The sequence below is a fragment of the Glycomyces halotolerans genome (assembly GCF_054779575.1).
Map to the genome: position 1 here is coordinate 122,489 of NZ_BAAGXZ010000002.1, position 16,115 is coordinate 138,603.

Here is a 16,115-nt window from a genome sequence, read left to right on the forward strand (position 1 = left end):
GAGTGTTCGTCCCTTCCGTACGACGAGTTCACCTTTGCGCCAAGAACGTATGCTGAGCTGCCATGGTGGACCTCCGCGACGAGTACCGCCCCGAAATCCAGGGTCTGCGAGCCTTCGCGGTCCTGCTGGTCGCCGTCTACCACATCTGGTTCGGCCGAGTCTCCGGCGGCGTGGACGTCTTCCTCCTGCTGACCGGCTTCTTCATCACCGGCTCACTGGTGCGCTCCTACGAGAAGCACGGCCGCTTGATGCCGGTGACCTTCCTGTCTCGGCTGTCGCGCCGCCTCATGCCGACCGTGGCGGTGGTCTTGCTGGGGATCCTGGTGATCTCCTGGCTGTGGATGCCGTCGTACCGCTCGCGCGGCATCATGACCGAGACGTTCGCCTCGGCGCTCTACTACGAGAACTGGCTGCTCGCACAGCACACCGTCGACTACCTGAATCGGCACGATCCGGTCAGTCCGCTGCAGCACTTCTGGTCACTGTCGATCCAGGGGCAGTTCTACCTGCTCTGGCTCGCGCTCATGGCCCTCGTCGCGGTGGCGGTCAAAGCGCTCGGCGGCCATGTCCGGAAACTGATGTTCGGCGCCTGCGCGCTGGTGGTGGCGGTGTCCTTGCCGTATTCGGTGGCCGCGACCGCCGATAACCAGACCTGGGCCTATTTCAGCACCGGCACTCGGCTGTGGGAGTTCGGTCTCGGCGGGATGCTCGCGATGGCGCTGCCTCTGCTGCGGATGCCGGTGTGGTTCCGCTTCGCGCTCGGGTGGCTCGGCGTGGTGTCGCTGGTGGCTTGTGGTGCGCTGTTCGACGTCTCGGACCAGTTCCCCGGCTATGTCGCGCTATGGCCGGTGGGGGCCGCGGTCCTGGTGATCCTGGCCGGCACGACCGGCAAGCCTCTGGCGGTCGACCGTCTCCTGGCCTCGCGGCCGATGACGGCGCTCGGCGACCGCTCCTACGCGCTGTACCTGTGGCATTGGCCGATTCTGGTCGTGTACTTGTATCTGACCGCGGAGCGGAGCGTGTCGGTGATGGGCGGTCTCGTGGTCCTGGCGGTCTCGCTGGCGGCGGCGTACGTGACCAAGTGGGCGGTCGAGGACCGGGTGGCGCGGCCGAAGCGGCGCGGATTCAGCCGGTCGAGGTCGGTCGCGGTCGCGGCGGCGTTTCTGGTGCCGGTGCTGGGTGCGGCCGGAGTCGCGCAGGCGCAGTTGGTCGAGCGCAAGGAGCGGCTCGACACCAAGATCGAGGAGGCGGCCGAGAGCGGCGAGGTCTATCTCGGCGCCGAAGCGCTCACCGACGAGAAGCTGTGGGCGCAGCTCGAAGACGACGACATGCCGATGGTCCCGCCGCTGGAGGAGATCAAGGACGTCCCGTACTACTACGCCGAGGGCTGCGACGCCCAGACCCGGCGTGTCTGCGTCTACGGGGACCGGAACGGCGAGCACACCATCGCGCTGGTGGGGGCGTCGAGGATCGGTCACTACTTTCCGGCGTTCGAGCAGGCGGCGTTGGAGCGCGGCTGGCGGCTGCTGGTGTTCACCAAGAGCTCGTGCCAGTTCAGCACCGGGGTGCTCTACACGCCCGGCGGCCACGTCTTTCCGGAGTGCATGGAGTGGAACCGGTGGGTGATGGAGCAGTTGGAGCTGTCGCGGCCCGATCTGGCGGTGACGCTGGCGACGCGGGCGCTGCACGACGGGGAGGAGACGTACGGCGGTTTCGTGAACCGGTGGCACCAGTTGGACCACTGGGGGATAGACGTGCTGGCGCTGCGCGACCTGCCGCGGATCGACCACTATCCGGAGGACTGCATCGGGCTCCACGGCGTCGACGCCTGCGCCGACGAGGCGGCGCCGAGTCATGGCGAGACGGATCCGACCCTCGAGTTGGAGAACGTGCCGGACAACGTGGCCTTCGCCGACTTCACGCCGTACGTGTGCCCGGGCGGCACCTGCCCGGCGGCGATCGGCAACATCCTGACCTACCGCGACAAGTCGCACATCACCGCGACGTACGCGGCGACGCTCGCGCCGTTCGCGGAGCAGGCGGTCCTGGACGCGACCGGCTGGTAGCCCGGTTCAGTCCACCGTGACAGCCGTGAGCGCCGCTTCCAGTTCGGCGAGGTGGTTCTCGTAGTCCGGCTCCATCTCGAGGTACGACGTCAGGAGCTGCCGCCGGTACTCCTCGTCGGCGGCCTCGGAGTAGCCGCTTTCGGCGTCGCAGGCGGCGATCGTCGCCGCCGCTTCGAACTCGGCGGCCTTCGTCTCCTCGTACCGTTCGCGGTCGGCGTCGGTGATGTCGGAGTAACGGAATTCGGTGGTGTCGCCGTCGGGTGGTGGCGGCTTCCGGGAGTTGACATCCTCTCCTCCCTGAAGGGAGGAGATTCCCGGCTTGCGGTCCGCGTGTGCGGTCCGACTACGGGTGGGTTCCTGTTTCAGCGAGCCGCGCCGGGTCTCCCCGGTCTTACCAGCCCTCCGCAGGCGTTTTAGGTCTCCGCGTGTCCCTCGGCGACCATCCGCTTGCCTTCGCGGCGGATGTTGATTTCGGCGTTGGCATCCCGGTCGTGGACCGCGCCGCACCCGCACGCCCACGCTCGGACCTTCAGGCCCTCCAGGCCCTTCGGTCCGGTGAGGACACCGCAGGCCGAGCACAGGCGCGTGGACGGGAAGTACCGGTCCACTGCCGCGAATGTCCTGCCCGCGCGCTGTGCTTTGGATTCGAGCCGTGCCAGGAACATCCCGAACGCCGCGTCCTGGACCGACTTCGCAGCCCGGCCCCGGCTGAGTGCTTTGACGTGCAGGTCTTCGACGTAGATGCCTTGGTTCTCGGCGACGATCGTCTTGACCTGCTTGTCGACCCAGTCGGAGCGGGAGTGCTTGATCTTCTCGTGGACCTTCGCCACGCGGACGCGGGCCTTGGCCCGGTTCGCCGACCCTTGCTGCTTACGCGACAGCGACCGCTGGGCTTTCTTGAGCTTGCGCTCCAGCTTGCGGAAGAACTTCGGCGACTCGATCACCTTGCCGCCGCGCAGGACCGCGAACGACTTCAGGCCCAGGTCGATCCCGGTTTCCGCTTCAGGGTCTTCCAACGGTTCAGCCAGTTCCGCGCCGTCGTCCAGCTCGACAACGAAGCTGGCGTAGTACCTGCCGGTCGGGGTTTTGATGACCGTGACCGAGCTGGGCGCGGACGGCAGTTCCCGCGACCACGCGACCTTCAGATCCCCGATCTTCGGCAGGCGCAACCGGCCGTTGCCGAGGACGGCGAAGCGGGCGTTGCGGGTGAAGCGGATCGACTGCGTGTTCGAGCGGCGCTTGAACCGGGGCGGCCCGATGCGAGCCCCGGCGCGCTTGCCTTTGAGGGAGGCGAAGAAGTTCCGCCGCGCCCGGTCGGCGTCGGCAAGGGCCTGCTGCAACACCACCGCCGACACCTCACCCAACCACGCCCGCTCCCGGGTGTGCTTGGCTTCGGTGATCAGCGTCTTGGACAGGACAGCGGTCGTCGGGTACGGCAGTGCCTCGGCGTGGGCGTGCTTGCGGGCGGCCACGGCGTCGTTGTAGACCACGCGAGCGCACCCGAACGCCTGCGCCAGCGATTGCCGCTGGGGGCGAGTCGGGTAGATCCGGTACCGGTACCGCAAGAGCACACGAGGATTCTACACTGTTGGTTTATGGGCACTGATTTCGAGGTACGCACCGGTCGCCATTGCGTTTTCGCGATGCACGCGCACTTGGTTTTCGTCACGAAGTTCCGGCACCGGGTATTCACCGACCGGCACCTGACCCGGATGGAGGCGATCATGCGGGACGTGTGCGCGGATTTCGAAGTCGAGCTCAAGGAGTTCAACGGCGAGGGCGACCACGTGCACCTGCTGGTGAACTTCCCGCCCAAGGTCGCCGTCTCGAAGCTGGTCAACTCGCTCAAGGGCGTCTCCTCCCGCAGGCTCCGTCAGGAGTTCCCTGAGCTGGAGCGACACTACTGGAGGGCGAAGCGGCTGTGGTCGGGCTCGTACTTCGCCGCCAGCGTCGGGGGCGCGCCCCTGGACGTGGTCCGCCGGTACATCGAAGGGCAGCAGCGCCCGAGCTAGGCTCCCAGTCCCGCTGACGCGGGACCGCGAGCAGGCAATCGCCCCGGATTCACCTCCGGCCTAAAGGCCGGAGCACTCTCCGGGAAACCGGTAACGGTCGTCCCAGTAGTCGCCGTAGTCGAGCCCGCCGATGTCCGAGCGGCCCCATTCGGTGTAGCCGGCCGCTTCCACGCAGGTGAAGAACTGCTCGCTTTCGGGAAGCACCGTCAAGTCCGACCACGACATCGGAATGGCGCTGCCGCCGAGGGTCGGCCCCCAGACCCACTGCTGGTGCCCGAAGTCGTGTTCGAGGAGCTGCGGTTCGCCGTAGAGGTCACTGAGGACTTCGCCCTTGCATCCTTCGGGTGGCTCGCTCACATCCGAGCGCTGCCGCCATTCGCCGTCCGGGATGCCGAGCTCGGCCCAGTCGTCGCCGCTCATGATGCTCGCGGCCTTACTCGTCATCGCCCATGCGGTGCCGCGGTAGGCGATCTCCCAGCGCATCTGCTCGATGGCCGGGAGCTGCTCCCAGCCTTCGCCGAGCGGTTCGAGTTCGGCCAGTTCGGCCGGCGGTGTGAGCTCATCGAGGGCCGCTTCTTCGCCGTCGCGCTCACCCGATTCGCGCTCGGCTTCCTGGAGTTCGATGCCGGCCTGGTCGTCGTAGGAGCGAACGAAGCGGAGCCAGATGCCGAGCGCGCGGGTCTCGGCCTCCTCGGGTGCGGGCAGATCAAGCGGATCGCCCGCGGCCTCGAGGGACGCGCTCGGCGGCGGACCCGCGAAGCTCCAGTCCATGGTCAGCTCTTGGACGTCGTGAACGGTGAAGCGCTGCTCCTCGAGGCAGTCGATGATGAGGCGAGTCTCCTCGAGTCCCAGCTCGGCTCGGGTCGTGGCGACTTCGCTCCACAGCCGATCGAGCCGGTCAAGGTCGCCCGCGGCAGGGGAAGCGCTCGGCGACGGCTCAGAGTCGGTCGATGCCCCCGCACCGCAGCCGCTCAGGAAGACCGGCAAGGCGGCGGAGAGAATGACTGCTCGGCGCACGAGGGGTTCCGTTCCTGTCGTCTAGGGGGCCGGCTGCCGATGGTACCGAGGGGACGGTGCCGCTGCGGGCCGGTACCGATCGGCAGCCTTGAGCTTCAGCGGACCGCGCTCGGTTCCAGTGCTTCGAGGGCGGCGGGCCTGAATCCCTTGATGACCAGCCAGAGGGCGAACGACAACTCCCAGGCGAACACGGGGACGGCCACGATCGCGCCGATCGCCGAGGCCTGCGGGTAGACGCCGAGCAGCACCATCACGGTCGAGGCGAAGATGAGCACGCCGCCGACGAGCCCCAGCACGCCGATGGCCCTGGGGACCAGTCCGGACCGATACATCAGGTAGGCCATGAGCACGGTGTGCACGCTGACGACGAAGCTGGGCCCGACCAGGAACGTCCACTCGTGGAAGGCGACCAGGGCCTGGGCGGGGCCGACGAGCGAAGCGTCGCCGCCGTCTTGTCGTAGCGTCAGCACACCGAGGATCGCGGCGACGCCGAGCAGGACGGCGGACGCTTCGAGCGTGCGGAGGCCGACATAGCCGAGCGCGATGCCTTCGTTCTGGCGCTTGACGACCGGGAACAGCGCGACGCCGGTGCCCACGATGGCGACGGCGAGGAAGAGTTCGAGCACCGCTCCGAGCATCACCTGGCTGTCGGCGCCGGGTCCGAGGACGTATTCGGGGTCGCTCAGCACCGGGTCGTAGAGCAGTCTCCCGGTGACCGAGGTGACGTGGGTGACCAGGTAGAGCAGGCCTGCGGCCAGCGCATATTTTCTTGCCGAGTCCATCGGGACTCCTTCCTCGAGCAGGGGCTTGTCGGGTGCCGCCGGCGCGGGCCGCGGAGTGAACGGTGCGGGGCGGCGGCTCGATGACGATCGAGGTGTACGGCGTACACCTCGGCATGAACGGTAGCGTGTACGGCGTACGCCTGTCAAGCGGGCCTGGGCAGCGAGGCCGAAGGGGGATGGGATGACCGAGCGGGAGCGGGCGGCGCGTCGGGAGCCGCTGAACCGGGACCGGGTGCTTCGGGCCGCGGTGGCGCTCGCGGACGAGATCGGGATCGAGGCGTTGAGCATGCGCAAACTGGCGCAGCGGCTCGGCGTGGTGCCGATGGCGCTCTACAAGCACGTGGCGAACAAGGAGGAGCTGCTCGACGGCATGGTCGAGGTCATCGTCGGTGAGATCGATCCCCCGATGGCGCATCCGGATTGGAAGACCGCGATCCGCGAGCGCATCCTCTCGGCGCGGCGGGCGATGCTGCGGCATCCGTGGGCTTCAGGGGTGATCGAGTCGCGGCCGGGCCCGACTCCGGTGGTGCTGGACTACATCGAGTCGATCATCGGCATGTTCCTCGCGGGCGGTTTCTCGGTGGACCTGACCCACCATGTGATGCACGCCTTGGGGAGCCGCATGTGGGGGTTCAGCCAGGAGGTCTTTCCCTCGTCTCCGGCTCCGGACCCGGAAACCCAAGGGGCCATGGCCGAGGCGATGGCGGCGAGGTATCCGGGGATCGTGCGGATCGCGACCTCCGGTTCCCATGACGAGGGCTCGATCGTCGGCGGCGGCTGCGACGACCAGTTCGAATTCGAGTTCACGCTCGACCTCATGCTGGACGGCTTCGAGCGGCTCCACCGCCAGGGCTGGAGCTCGTCCGACCGCCGTTGAATCCCCGCGTCGCGGGTGGCGGCCGGTGTGGCGTTTTACGAGGTGCGGCGGGGATCGGAATGGCTGTTCAGCGGCGATCCGATCGCCGACCGAAGACGATGGCCAGCATGAGCCACGCCAGACCGGCGCAGAGGCCGATGAAGATCGCGATCTCCAAGGCGCTGAGCACGATGTAGAAGCCGAGAGCGAAGATGAGGGCCAGGATGATCGCTCCGCCGATGCGAACGGTGTTGGTCATATGCGTCCCTTCTCGTCGGGGCCAGGCCCATGGCCGGAAGAGTGAGGCCGGCCGAGACGATGGATAGTCCGTTCGCGGCCGGGAGCCAGGAGCGTCGGTTACCCATCAGGAGCCGCGATATCCCCCGTGGCGACTGCGGGCGGCGGGCGGACGAACGGCTGCGATGAACTGCCCGTCCATGTCGACCCACGGTGACCTGCGTGCTTCTAATCGGTAGTCGCAGTCGTGCGCAGCTGGTCGGGGCGGAGTGGAAGGAGGGCGATAGTGATGCCTTCAGAGTCAGTGAACTCGACTTCGAATCCGGGCGGATCCTCGTAAGAGTCCACAATAGTCCCGATTTGGCCCTTGACCAGGCGCTCGTGCGGAATATCCTCGGTCAGCTCGACCACGTCGTAGGGTCTCACGGTCCCTCCTTCGGCGGGAAGCTCATCGTCACCAGACGGGCGCCGCTACGGTCCACGATCCAGGCCGTCCTCACCGTCATTGTCCCTTTCGGGCCGGTCAGATCGAGGTCAATGCTCCAGCGCGTCCCGTGAACATCCGTCCGTCCGGGCATCGGCTCGCCGTTTGGGGCCTTCTCGCGAATCTGTCGTTTCACTTCCTCGGCGTCGCCCGGCCCGAGACCCGTACGGGACTTGATGACCCTCGCCTTATGGCCTCCCACCGGATGCATTGGGTCGAGCACGTAATGGGTGAGCTTCCGGTCATCGATGCCGGCCCGGGAGAGATCGAGACTCCTCGGTGCGTACGGTGCGGCGCCGGACAGCGGGCGGGAGCCATTCCCGCCGGTCGGAACCGAAGTTCCCGAGCCGGCCAAGACACCGACGTACCGGTTCCAGGCGTCGGTGGCCGAGGCGAGGTGCGCGAGGGCTTCGGCGACTCTCTCCTGGGCCTGCTTCCAGGCGGCGAAGGCTTCGTGGGGCAGCTCGTTGTTCGACTCGTCGAGCGTTCGCCGGAGGGCGTCGGCGTTGTCGCTCAGCGCGCTGTCGGCGGTGCGGGCGTTCGCGGCGGCTTCATCGGCCCGCGAGATGGCACCACGGATCGCCGCGACGACTTCACCGACGGTTGCCATCTGGTCAGTCTGACCGAAATAGACCCGTCGTGGTGTCCGCTAGGCGACAAACCCTAGCCCGAGTCCACATTGAGGTGACAGGATGTGCTCGTTCCGACACCCTTCCAGAGGAGAGTCCATGCGTTTGATCCGACGACTCCTGCTCGCGGCGGTCCTCGCCGTGAGCGCGACCCTGCTCGTCCCGGCCGGACCGGCACACGCCGCCGGCCAGGAAGTGAAGATCTGCTTCCCGGTGGGGACGACGCCCGGCGGCGTCACCGTCTGGGATTGCCATACGATCGTCATGCCCGAACTCAAGCCGAAGCCGCCCTGGTGGCCGCCCGAATGCCTTTCGTGCCCGCCCGCGTTCGACTTCTGGGACCATAAGCTCGACCCGAAGGTGCAGCTCGAGTACCTCGACCGTCTCGGACAGGGTTTCGGCCACCTCGCCGAATCCAAGCTCGCCGAAGACCCGGAGGCGGCCGAGGAGCTTCGGGAGAAGGCTGCCCAGACGCTGCTGAGCTCGGCTGAGGTACTCGGAAATTACGAGCTGGAACTGAGCCGGGTCGGCTGGGCCGACCTCGAGAACAACGAGTTCTACGAAGATCCCACGCCGACCCCCGTGCTCGAGGCGGCCGGAAAGAACCTGGCGGCCGGGCTGCGACTGATGCAGGAGGCACTCGGCGACCCGAGCCCGCAGCCCAGCATCGAGGCGGCGATGGAGCGATTCGACGAGGCTTACGCGAACCTCACTCAGCTCGGCACCGAACAGAAGTAGGTCTCGAGTCGGGGCCGCCTTCCCCGGCCAGGGCCCCGCGCCTTTCGCGGCCGCCGGCCACTGGCCGGCGGCCGCACTACCTGTCGAGGAGCGCGGTCAGCGCCGCTACCGGTCGTCGCCGCAGCACGCGTCGTCACAGCTGTCGGGCTGGTCCCTGTCGACGGGGAAGACGGGCGCGCAGCAGTTCTCGCCCTTCCACGCCTCGCGTCCTTCCCTGACCGCGACCACGGCGATGAACAGGGCGGCGAGCGAGTCGGCCCACCACCATCCGAGGAGGCTGTTGGCCGCCAGGCCGACCAGGACCGCGGCCGAAAGATAAGTGCACAGCAGCGTCTGCTTGGAGTCGGCGACGGCGCTCGCCGAGCCGAGTTCTCTTCCGGCGCGGCGCTGAGTCAGTGAGAGCGCGGGCATGATCACCACGGACAGGGAGACCAGCACGAGTCCGACCGTGGAGTGTTCGGGCTGCGCGGCTCCGCCGAGTAGCGTTCGGACCGATTCGACGGTGACCCAGGCGGCGAGCGCGAAGAACGAGACGGCGATGATCCGCAGCGTCACGCGTTCGCGGGATTCGCGGACGTCGTGGTCGGCTGCCGAGAACTGCCAGGCCACGGCGGCGGCCGAGGCGACTTCGACCAGGGAGTCGAGGCCGAAGCCGACGAGCGCGGTCGAGGAGGCGAGGGTGCCGGCGCTGATCGCGACGACCGCCTCGACGAGGTTGTAGATGATCGTCGCCGCGACCAGTAGGCGGATGCGTCCAGTCAGGCGCGAGCGTCGCTCGGCGGTCAATACTGCGGCTTCGGGTGCGGCCATCAGCTGCAGCCCTCGTCGCAGTCTTCGGCGCAGGCGACGGGGTCGACGGCCAGCACCACGCCGAGCAGGTCGCCGAGGGCGTGAGCGAGGCGGGAGTCGGCCAGTTCGTAGCGGGTGCGGCGTCCTTCGGGTACCGCGGCGACCAGGCCGCAGCCGCGAAGGCAGGCGAGGTGGTTCGAGACCGACTGACGTGACGCTCCTAGGAGATCGGCCAGGTCGGCCGGATATCCGGGCGCCTCGCGGAGTGCGAGCAGCAGTCGGGCTCGGGTGGGGTCGGACAGGGCGTGCCCGAAGCGCGCGAGCACCTGCCCATGGGTCAATGTCTCCATGACGACGATAGTACAGCCAATTCTGTATTCATCAACCCGTGTACTGTCGCGCGCTCGGACCGCCGGTTCCATGTGATGGCGACCGGCTAGGGCCGCAATGGGGTTCTTCGATCCCATCTGGGCTCGGCCACTGCGATGACCGGGTGCTGCCCGGACAGGCTCAGCTGGTACGTGTCGACAAGTTTCCAGTCCGATCGCTCGGTCTCGAAGTGGCGTAGCTGGTCCGGCGGCAACAGGCACGCAAGCCGCCCGTCGTCGGCGATGACCCGCCGCCATTCCGCCAGGAGGACGGGGAGGCGCTGCTGTGTGGCGACTTGGCGGCCCCAAGCCGGATTGGTCACTATCCGGTCGACGGTGCCGTTGGGCATCGGGAGTTGAGCGGCATCGGCCTTCGCCAAGGCAATGCCCGCGAGGTGCCGCGCATTGCGCACCGATGCGGCGAGCGCGTCGGGGTCGAGGTCCGAACCGATGAGGTCGGCACCGGGTGCCAGTTCCGCGGCCTCGACGAGGATCGTTCCCGCACCGCAGCAGGGATCGAGCACTGTCATCCCGGCTTCGATCCCGGCGAGCCGGGCCATCGCCGCCGCGACCGGCGGATGCAGCGTGCCCCGGATCGACGTGGTCTTCCAGGAGCGGCGGTGTAGAGGTGGGCGGCGGCCTCGGTATCCGAGCAGGAGACCCTCGGGCGACAGCACCGCGCGCCATTCAGCCGCACCGGCCGGCGGTCGTTGGCCGCCGCGGCGGGAAGCGAACCGGGCGTTGAGCTGCTCGGACAGGAACGCGCCGACGACATCCTCGAGGTCGTGGCGGTTGTAGGTTCGCTGGCCGATAATCGAGGCCGAGACGGTGAACACCCGATCGCCACGGTCGAAGTCGGCTTCGACCGGATACAGGTCCGCGGCCTTGAGCCGAAGAGGCAGGCGCTCCAGATCAGCTTTGGTGGGGCCGGGATCGACGGTTTGGACTACTTCGGTGAGGAGGTCGTCGACAGTTCGCGGCCGATCCACAGTGGGTGGCCCTGGGGCGGCGAGTAGCAGCTGACGCTTCCGGATGGAACGGAGCCGGTATCCGAGCTCGATGAGCTCCTCGGCTGCGAGATGCTCGAGTCCGTGCACGGTGCTGGCGAAGAGATTGCGGCGTTCCGATGATTCGGGCGTGGACGAGCCCACCGTCGAACGACGGTTTGCTGACATGACAAAGCTCCCGGTGAGCGACCTGGAGCGGCGGACAGCCGCCCCACATCGCTAGCCACGGGTTTCCCTCGGACGGCTAGCGGAGAGCTAGCCGAGGCGGAAGAAGCTGTATGTCACGGCGCCATGCTAGCGCAGCGAGCGGCCTACGATACCCATGTGACTCAACGGCCGGCGCTCTTCGACTTCGACAACACCCTCGCCGACCCAGCCGGCGGCGGCGCCATCAAGTGGCCGCTGAACACCCTCAGTACCAGCGACGACGCTCCCTCGCCCCTTGAGCACCGGTATCGATAACCTGGAGGCCATGACGCTGTTCCGCGAGGCCGGGCCGGGCGACTTCAAGGCGATCCGAAGCCTCTACCGACAATTGCACCCGCAAGATCCGGTACTTCAGGACGGTTCCGACGCGACCGCTTTCGAGCAGATCCTGGAAACACCGGGTCTGCGCCTGTTCGTCCTCGAGGTCGACGGCGCCGTCGTCGCCACGACCTATCTGAATGTGATTCCCAACCTCACCCGGTCCGCAGCACCCTACGCGGTCATCGAGAACGTCGTTGTGGACCAGGACAAGCGCGGCGCCGGACTCGGGAAGCGGATTATGAGGGCCACGCTCAATGCCGCCTGGGACGCCGGATGCTACAAGGCGATGCTCCAGACCGGCACCCGGAATCCGGACACACATGCGTTCTACCAGGCATGCGGGTTCTCGGCTGACGCCAAGACCGCATATCTCGCGCGCCCATGACGACCGGCATCGGCGGCATCTCCGCGGCCGGACAGAAGACCCAAGCTCTATAAACCGAGGCCCCCCGGAAACTCGGGACGTATCGGCATTACTCGTGGGACTTCTGTGAGGGCTTCCGGCATTCGAGGATGCCGGAATGGCTGGTGATCCGAAGGAGGTCCTGTTCGGCGAAGTACTCTTCCAGCCGGGCTCCGATCTGGGCCATGACTCGATCGAATTCCGCATCGCTCAGGTTCCGGAAGCTGCGGGTCGATTCGAGCATGGCCGGTGCCTTGTCGACGGCTATGACTTCGGTGGCAGGGAAGTCGGCCCTGAGCCGACGCACGTACTGGCCATTGCCGCAGCCCACATCGAGGATCTTCGCGGGCTCCCCCTTGATGTGGGATGACACTATGCCGGGGAGGTCGTAGTCGGGACTCTTGTAGTCGTACAGCCGCTGCCGGACCGCCAGATTGCTGGGGTCGCGGTAATTCTCGCCCGACTGGAAGTGGTTGACCGATGCTTGACCGTGCTGCTGTCCCATGGTGCCCTTCGTGTCGACGGCGTGGAGCTGGACCGATCACCGCTCGACCTGCGATGGCAGCCCTTGAGGTACACGCTCCATGGCGAGGCCTGGTTGCCGAGCGGAGGTTATCGGGCCCGCTTCCAGGAGTGATAGAGCTGCACTACGTTCAGGCGGAGGGTTTGGCGCAGTTCGGGGGTCGGGAATCGCCAACGCTGAGCCTCCACGAGGTGCAGGTTCGGCGAGTCGGTCTCGACTCCGGTGACCACGCCTAGGTAGTGAGTCAGCTCTCCTGGGGCGATTCGGAAGCAGAGCACCGAGACCCAATCGGGATCCAGTAGGCACCGAATGCGGACCGTCCCGACGACGGTCACGCCCACCTCGATCTCCTCGGGATCGGGCGGCGGATTGAGAGCCGCGCTCGGATAATGCATTCGTAACTCCACTTAGGATTATCGGATATCCGATTGAGTAGTGCCCGAGGACCGCGTATCGGGATCGGGAGGCCGCGGCCCCCGGGCTTCCCCACCGATCGCGAGCCGTATGGCGCCGCTCGCGATGACCACCAAGTTAGAGCGTGTTTCCGCAGGCCACAAGGCACATCGCGCGCCGAGTTTGTCAGTCCGTTGGCGACAGTCCGAACGCAGGACCCTGAAGTTTTGAGGCCAAAACCTTTAGGGCGGTTCGTTGTCGGTGATTGGGATGACTGAGGGCAGTGTCATCATGAAATCCCACCAGTCGAATTGCATCGGGGGTTCACGATGATTCGGGCGAAGCTCATGCGTTGGTTCGTGGCGGTCGTCTTGCGGGACGCGCGAGTCGCAGCAGGTCTCACGCAGTCGGAAGCCGCTTCCGCATTCGGCTACTCGACCGGGACGATCTACAACTGGGAACGCACGGCCAGCCACCCGAAGCCGAGCGAGGTTGCGCAGATCGCCGAGACCTACTCGCTGAGCCCGGAGCTCAAGCGCTACCTCAAGATGATCTTGGAGAACCGCGACTCGAAGCTCCTACAGGCCGACGCGAGGTTCCACGCCTTGTCACTTGCCAAGGCCGAGCTCCACTCAGGTGACATCTTCAAACATGAGCCGCATCTTGTTCCAGGTCCCTTGCAGACTCGTGACTACCATTTCATGGTTCCGCAGGCTGCTGAACAGCTCAGCGAACATGAAGCTCAGAAGGGTTGGAATTTTAAGCAGAGCAGGCAGCTTGGCCTCCGTTCCCGCAAACCTCTCCCTGAGATCCGATACCTCGTCGGGGATAGCCCGGTCTATAGTCTCCGAAGTCTGCCAGATAGCGTTCGCACAGAGCAAGTACGCCAGATGCTTGCAAACGAGACGCTTCCCAACACCTCTATCAGGGTGATGACCCGTTTCCATCATGCTCGAAACACCCAGTTTGAGATCTTCAAACCCGGTAACAGCGATACCGCCCCGCCGGTCTTCATCTACTCCGAGATATTTCACGCCAGCTGGTGCATGGAAGGAGAAGCCCTGATCGACAGGTACGATGGTGCGAGTCAGGCCATGTGGCAACTCGGGATACCGTTGAAGGAGTTCCTCCATGAACACTGCCGTGACCTCGTGGCGCAAGAGCACCCGTAGCGGTGCTTCCGATCAATCCAGCTGTGTCGAGGTCCGGCGAGCTTGGCGCAAGAGCAGCCTCAGCGGTTCGACGAACGATTCCAGCTGTGTCGAGGTCCGGCGAGCTTGGCGCAAGAGCAGCCTCAGCGGTTCGACGAACGATTCCAGCTGTGTCGAGGTCGCGCTCTGCTCCGATGACGGCTTCCACCTCCGGGACTCGAAGCTCGGCGACGGCTCCCCGGTTTTCGACCTCGCGTCCAGCGACTTCGCCGCGCTCGTGAAGGCTGCCGGCTAGTACTGAAAGCGGGCTCGCTCCTTCCGCCGTCGGGGCCAGTATGTGGTGCCCCGTGTCTGGTCACAAGGCGATACACCGGCAGGATAGCGGCAGGAGTCGGAGCGACCCGGCTCTAGGACGAAGCGGCCGCTCGCGGCGTGCTCGCGGCCGGGCGGTCGCGTACCGCCAGTGGATTTCCAGGAACCGGAAAACCGCTGGACTGTCCGCTCGGCGCGGCAGTACCTTCGCCACGTCGCAGCGTCCCGAGTTGGAAGAGGTGCATCTCATGGCGGTCCTGACGTTCCCGGTCGACTCCCGTCGACCGCAATCCACCTCCATTCCAACCTCTTCTGACCAAAGGACGGTCAACCGTGGACCTGGCACGTAGCCACACCATTCGCGAAAGCAGCCATCGCCTCTGCAACCCGTTCACCAGCGAGAAACTGGCGACCCTCGGCGGAGCCATCCGCCCCTCTTCCGGCGCACGCATGCTCGACCTCGCCTGCGGCAAGGGCGAAATGCTGTGCACCTGGTCGCGCGACTACGGCATCACCGGCACCGGCGTCGACATCAGCACCGTCTTCCTCAAAGCCGCCCGCGAGCGCGCAGCATCGCTCGGCGTGGCCGACCGGGTCGGCTTCGTCCACGGTGACGCCTCCGAATACGTCGCCGACGAGCCGGTCGCCATCGCCTCCTGCATCGGAGCCACCTGGATCGGTGGCGGCACCGCGGGCACGATCGAGCTCCTGCGCCGAAGCCTGGCGCCGGGAGGCATGATGCTGATCGGCGATGTCTACTGGCGTCGAGAGCCCGAGAGCCGGGCCGTCCTCGACGGCTGCCATATATCCCGCGAGGAAGACCTGTTCGGCCTGCCCGAGCTGATCGAGCACTTCGCTGACATCGATTGCGACGTCGTCGAGATGGTCCTGGCCGACCAGGACAGCTGGGACCGTTACGTCGCGGCGCAGTGGCTCAACATCCGCCGCTGGCTCGACGCCAACCCGGAGGACGAGCTGGCCGAGGAGATGCGCGCCGCGCTCGAGACCGAACCGGCCCAGCACGCCAGATACCAGCGCGAGTACCTCGGCTGGGGCGTGTTCGCACTGATGAACCGCTGAGCCCTCGGCGGGCACGCATGTGCGTCGCGGATCTACGTCTCACGGCGCTGATGTTGCGCGATCGCGTCGGCGCGATGAGTTCTGCGCTGCCGCGTCGTCTACATGGTCAGCGTCGACACCAGTCGGCGCCCGATCGCAGATTGGAACGCCGTGAGCAAGATCTTCAGCCACATGACCATGTCCCTCGACGGATACATCGCACAGCCGGATGACCAGATCGGCGAGCTGTTCGAGTGGTACGACGCCGGAGACTCGGCGATGTCGAGCGCCAACGAGAACATCTCGTTCAAGCTCGATGCCGCCAGCGCGGCGGTGTTGCGGGAAATGATCGAGAACTGCGGGGCGCTCATCGCCGGTCGGCGCCTGTTCGACATCACCGACGGTTGGGGCGACGAGCACCCCGTGGGCGCACCGGTCGTCGTGGTCACGCATCAGGCTCCGGAGGACGCCGCCGAGAGGTGGCCGTCCACGACGTTCGTCGACAGTGTGGAGGCGGCGGTCGATCGTGCGCGGGAGCTCGCCGGCGACAAGGACGTCACGATCGCGAGCTCGAAGGTGGCGCAGCAGGCGCTCGCGCTCGGCCTGATCGACGAGGTGTGCGTCAGCCTCGCACCGGTGCTGTTCGGCGAGGGCATCCCGTACTTCTCGAGACTCGAGGGCGGGCACGTGCTCCTCGAGGACCCGATCGTCGTGCAGGGCAAACGCGCGGTGCATCTCCGGTACCCGGTTCGCCGTTAGTG

22 protein-coding genes are annotated in these 16,115 nt (G+C 66.6%); 10 read left to right on the plus strand and 12 right to left on the minus strand.

Annotation, left to right across the window (positions count from 1 at the left end; translation table 11 throughout):
- Positions 1-62 precede the first annotated feature (62 nt).
- On the plus strand, positions 63-2,066 hold the full coding sequence (locus ACYVL2_RS02465; protein WP_460539839.1) for an acyltransferase family protein: 2,004 nt from the start codon (positions 63-65) through the stop codon (positions 2,064-2,066).
- A 6-nt stretch (positions 2,067-2,072) separates the two neighbouring features.
- Here the strand turns inward: ACYVL2_RS02465 and ACYVL2_RS02470 are convergent, their stop codons facing one another.
- Together ACYVL2_RS02470 and ACYVL2_RS02475 are read right to left on the minus strand one after the other, a co-directional pair.
- Complete coding sequence (locus ACYVL2_RS02470; RefSeq protein WP_460539841.1) at positions 2,073-2,585, minus strand: hypothetical protein; 513 nt, start codon at positions 2,583-2,585, stop codon at positions 2,073-2,075.
- Positions 2,480-3,637, minus strand: coding sequence for an RNA-guided endonuclease InsQ/TnpB family protein (locus ACYVL2_RS02475; protein WP_460539843.1), 1,158 nt, complete (start codon positions 3,635-3,637; stop codon positions 2,480-2,482). The genes ACYVL2_RS02470 and ACYVL2_RS02475 overlap by 106 nt, the downstream gene beginning before the upstream one ends.
- Positions 3,638-3,661: 24 nt before the next feature.
- Between ACYVL2_RS02475 and tnpA the strand changes: the two genes are divergently transcribed.
- On the plus strand, positions 3,662-4,078 hold the full coding sequence (gene tnpA, locus ACYVL2_RS02480; RefSeq protein WP_460539845.1) for an IS200/IS605 family transposase: 417 nt from the start codon (positions 3,662-3,664) through the stop codon (positions 4,076-4,078).
- A gap of 60 nt (positions 4,079-4,138) precedes the next feature.
- Here the strand turns inward: tnpA and ACYVL2_RS02485 are convergent, their stop codons facing one another.
- Both ACYVL2_RS02485 and ACYVL2_RS02490 read right to left on the minus strand, forming a co-directional pair.
- Positions 4,139-5,095: a hypothetical protein gene (locus ACYVL2_RS02485; protein ID WP_460539847.1), complete on the minus strand. Its 957-nt coding sequence runs from the start codon at positions 5,093-5,095 to the stop codon at positions 4,139-4,141.
- A 95-nt stretch (positions 5,096-5,190) separates the two neighbouring features.
- Positions 5,191-5,877, minus strand: coding sequence for a DUF4386 domain-containing protein (locus ACYVL2_RS02490; protein ID WP_460539849.1), 687 nt, complete (start codon positions 5,875-5,877; stop codon positions 5,191-5,193).
- A 181-nt stretch (positions 5,878-6,058) separates the two neighbouring features.
- On the opposite strand from ACYVL2_RS02490, the gene ACYVL2_RS02495 reads away from it, so the two are divergent.
- Entirely contained in the window at positions 6,059-6,754 is a 696-nt protein-coding gene (locus ACYVL2_RS02495; RefSeq protein WP_460539851.1) for a TetR family transcriptional regulator, read from the plus strand.
- A gap of 67 nt (positions 6,755-6,821) precedes the next feature.
- Here the strand turns inward: ACYVL2_RS02495 and ACYVL2_RS02500 are convergent, their stop codons facing one another.
- The 3 genes from ACYVL2_RS02500 to ACYVL2_RS02510 all read right to left on the minus strand — a co-directional run bounded on the left by ACYVL2_RS02500 (position 6,822) and on the right by ACYVL2_RS02510 (position 8,064).
- The gene (locus ACYVL2_RS02500) at positions 6,822-6,992 is read right to left on the minus strand and encodes a hypothetical protein (protein WP_460539853.1); all 171 of its coding nucleotides are present in this window, start codon (positions 6,990-6,992) and stop codon (positions 6,822-6,824) included.
- A 206-nt stretch (positions 6,993-7,198) separates the two neighbouring features.
- A complete protein-coding gene (locus ACYVL2_RS02505) occupies positions 7,199-7,396 on the minus strand; it encodes a DUF4926 domain-containing protein (RefSeq protein ID WP_460539855.1) in 198 nt (65 codons plus the stop codon).
- Positions 7,393-8,064, minus strand: a complete 672-nt coding sequence (locus tag ACYVL2_RS02510) for a DUF6883 domain-containing protein (RefSeq protein WP_460539857.1) — start codon at positions 8,062-8,064, stop codon at positions 7,393-7,395. Before ACYVL2_RS02510 ends, ACYVL2_RS02505 begins: the two co-directional genes overlap by 4 nt.
- Before the next feature lie 118 nt (positions 8,065-8,182).
- Between ACYVL2_RS02510 and ACYVL2_RS02515 the strand changes: the two genes are divergently transcribed.
- Positions 8,183-8,821, plus strand: coding sequence for a hypothetical protein (locus ACYVL2_RS02515; protein ID WP_460539859.1), 639 nt, complete (start codon positions 8,183-8,185; stop codon positions 8,819-8,821).
- A 105-nt stretch (positions 8,822-8,926) separates the two neighbouring features.
- Here ACYVL2_RS02515 and ACYVL2_RS02520 read toward each other — a convergent pair whose 3' ends face one another.
- The 3 genes from ACYVL2_RS02520 to ACYVL2_RS02530 all read right to left on the minus strand — a co-directional run bounded on the left by ACYVL2_RS02520 (position 8,927) and on the right by ACYVL2_RS02530 (position 10,814).
- Positions 8,927-9,631 (minus strand): cation diffusion facilitator family transporter, encoded by a 705-nt coding sequence (locus ACYVL2_RS02520; RefSeq protein WP_460539861.1) that lies wholly within the window; start codon positions 9,629-9,631, stop codon positions 8,927-8,929.
- A complete protein-coding gene (locus ACYVL2_RS02525) occupies positions 9,631-9,960 on the minus strand; it encodes an ArsR/SmtB family transcription factor (RefSeq protein WP_460539863.1) in 330 nt (109 codons plus the stop codon). Before ACYVL2_RS02525 ends, ACYVL2_RS02520 begins: the two co-directional genes overlap by 1 nt.
- An 86-nt stretch (positions 9,961-10,046) precedes the next feature.
- Positions 10,047-10,814 carry a TRM11 family SAM-dependent methyltransferase gene (locus ACYVL2_RS02530; RefSeq protein WP_460539866.1) on the minus strand — a complete coding sequence of 256 codons (768 nt, stop codon included), beginning with the start codon at positions 10,812-10,814 and terminating at the stop codon, positions 10,047-10,049.
- 495 nt (positions 10,815-11,309) lie between these two features.
- On the opposite strand from ACYVL2_RS02530, the gene ACYVL2_RS02535 reads away from it, so the two are divergent.
- Positions 11,310-11,447 carry a hypothetical protein gene (locus ACYVL2_RS02535; RefSeq protein ID WP_460539868.1) on the plus strand — a complete coding sequence of 46 codons (138 nt, stop codon included), beginning with the start codon at positions 11,310-11,312 and terminating at the stop codon, positions 11,445-11,447.
- A gap of 10 nt (positions 11,448-11,457) precedes the next feature.
- Positions 11,458-11,898 (plus strand): GNAT family N-acetyltransferase, encoded by a 441-nt coding sequence (locus ACYVL2_RS02540; protein WP_460539870.1) that lies wholly within the window; start codon positions 11,458-11,460, stop codon positions 11,896-11,898.
- 88 nt (positions 11,899-11,986) lie between these two features.
- Here the strand turns inward: ACYVL2_RS02540 and ACYVL2_RS02545 are convergent, their stop codons facing one another.
- Both ACYVL2_RS02545 and ACYVL2_RS02550 read right to left on the minus strand, forming a co-directional pair.
- Entirely contained in the window at positions 11,987-12,421 is a 435-nt protein-coding gene (locus ACYVL2_RS02545) for a class I SAM-dependent methyltransferase (protein WP_460539872.1), read from the minus strand.
- Positions 12,422-12,528: 107 nt separating this feature from the next.
- The gene (locus tag ACYVL2_RS02550) at positions 12,529-12,834 is read right to left on the minus strand and encodes a hypothetical protein (RefSeq protein ID WP_460539874.1); all 306 of its coding nucleotides are present in this window, start codon (positions 12,832-12,834) and stop codon (positions 12,529-12,531) included.
- Positions 12,835-13,179: 345 nt separating this feature from the next.
- Between ACYVL2_RS02550 and ACYVL2_RS02555 the strand changes: the two genes are divergently transcribed.
- The 4 genes from ACYVL2_RS02555 to ACYVL2_RS02570 all read left to right on the plus strand — a co-directional run bounded on the left by ACYVL2_RS02555 (position 13,180) and on the right by ACYVL2_RS02570 (position 16,113).
- On the plus strand, positions 13,180-14,004 hold the full coding sequence (locus ACYVL2_RS02555) for a Scr1 family TA system antitoxin-like transcriptional regulator (protein ID WP_460539876.1): 825 nt from the start codon (positions 13,180-13,182) through the stop codon (positions 14,002-14,004).
- Positions 13,964-14,278 carry a DUF397 domain-containing protein gene (locus ACYVL2_RS02560; RefSeq protein WP_460539878.1) on the plus strand — a complete coding sequence of 105 codons (315 nt, stop codon included), beginning with the start codon at positions 13,964-13,966 and terminating at the stop codon, positions 14,276-14,278. Before ACYVL2_RS02555 ends, ACYVL2_RS02560 begins: the two co-directional genes overlap by 41 nt.
- A 350-nt stretch (positions 14,279-14,628) precedes the next feature.
- Positions 14,629-15,375: an SAM-dependent methyltransferase gene (locus tag ACYVL2_RS02565; protein WP_460539880.1), complete on the plus strand. Its 747-nt coding sequence runs from the start codon at positions 14,629-14,631 to the stop codon at positions 15,373-15,375.
- 150 nt (positions 15,376-15,525) lie between these two features.
- Positions 15,526-16,113 (plus strand): dihydrofolate reductase family protein, encoded by a 588-nt coding sequence (locus ACYVL2_RS02570; RefSeq protein WP_460539881.1) that lies wholly within the window; start codon positions 15,526-15,528, stop codon positions 16,111-16,113.
- Positions 16,114-16,115: the final 2 nt, after the last annotated feature.

Bases quoted from the DNA above. Each gene is read 5' to 3' on its own strand.
- ACYVL2_RS02500 (WP_460539853.1), bottom strand. From the start codon at position 6,992: ATGACCAACACCGTTCGCATCGGCGGAGCGATCATCCTGGCCCTCATC.
- ACYVL2_RS02490 (WP_460539849.1), bottom strand. From the start codon at position 5,877: ATGGACTCGGCAAGAAAATATGCGCTGGCCGCAGGCCTGCTCTACCTG.
- ACYVL2_RS02510 (WP_460539857.1), bottom strand. From the start codon at position 8,064: ATGGCAACCGTCGGTGAAGTCGTCGCGGCGATCCGTGGTGCCATCTCG.
- ACYVL2_RS02550 (WP_460539874.1), bottom strand. From the start codon at position 12,834: ATGCATTATCCGAGCGCGGCTCTCAATCCGCCGCCCGATCCCGAGGAG.
- ACYVL2_RS02555 (WP_460539876.1), top strand. From the start codon at position 13,180: ATGCGTTGGTTCGTGGCGGTCGTCTTGCGGGACGCGCGAGTCGCAGCA.
- ACYVL2_RS02520 (WP_460539861.1), bottom strand. From the start codon at position 9,631: ATGGCCGCACCCGAAGCCGCAGTATTGACCGCCGAGCGACGCTCGCGC.
- ACYVL2_RS02525 (WP_460539863.1), bottom strand. From the start codon at position 9,960: ATGGAGACATTGACCCATGGGCAGGTGCTCGCGCGCTTCGGGCACGCC.
- ACYVL2_RS02495 (WP_460539851.1), top strand. From the start codon at position 6,059: ATGACCGAGCGGGAGCGGGCGGCGCGTCGGGAGCCGCTGAACCGGGAC.
- ACYVL2_RS02465 (WP_460539839.1), top strand. From the start codon at position 63: ATGGTGGACCTCCGCGACGAGTACCGCCCCGAAATCCAGGGTCTGCGA.
- ACYVL2_RS02515 (WP_460539859.1), top strand. From the start codon at position 8,183: ATGCGTTTGATCCGACGACTCCTGCTCGCGGCGGTCCTCGCCGTGAGC.
- ACYVL2_RS02560 (WP_460539878.1), top strand. From the start codon at position 13,964: ATGAACACTGCCGTGACCTCGTGGCGCAAGAGCACCCGTAGCGGTGCT.
- ACYVL2_RS02540 (WP_460539870.1), top strand. From the start codon at position 11,458: ATGACGCTGTTCCGCGAGGCCGGGCCGGGCGACTTCAAGGCGATCCGA.
- tnpA (WP_460539845.1), top strand. From the start codon at position 3,662: ATGGGCACTGATTTCGAGGTACGCACCGGTCGCCATTGCGTTTTCGCG.
- ACYVL2_RS02545 (WP_460539872.1), bottom strand. From the start codon at position 12,421: ATGGGACAGCAGCACGGTCAAGCATCGGTCAACCACTTCCAGTCGGGC.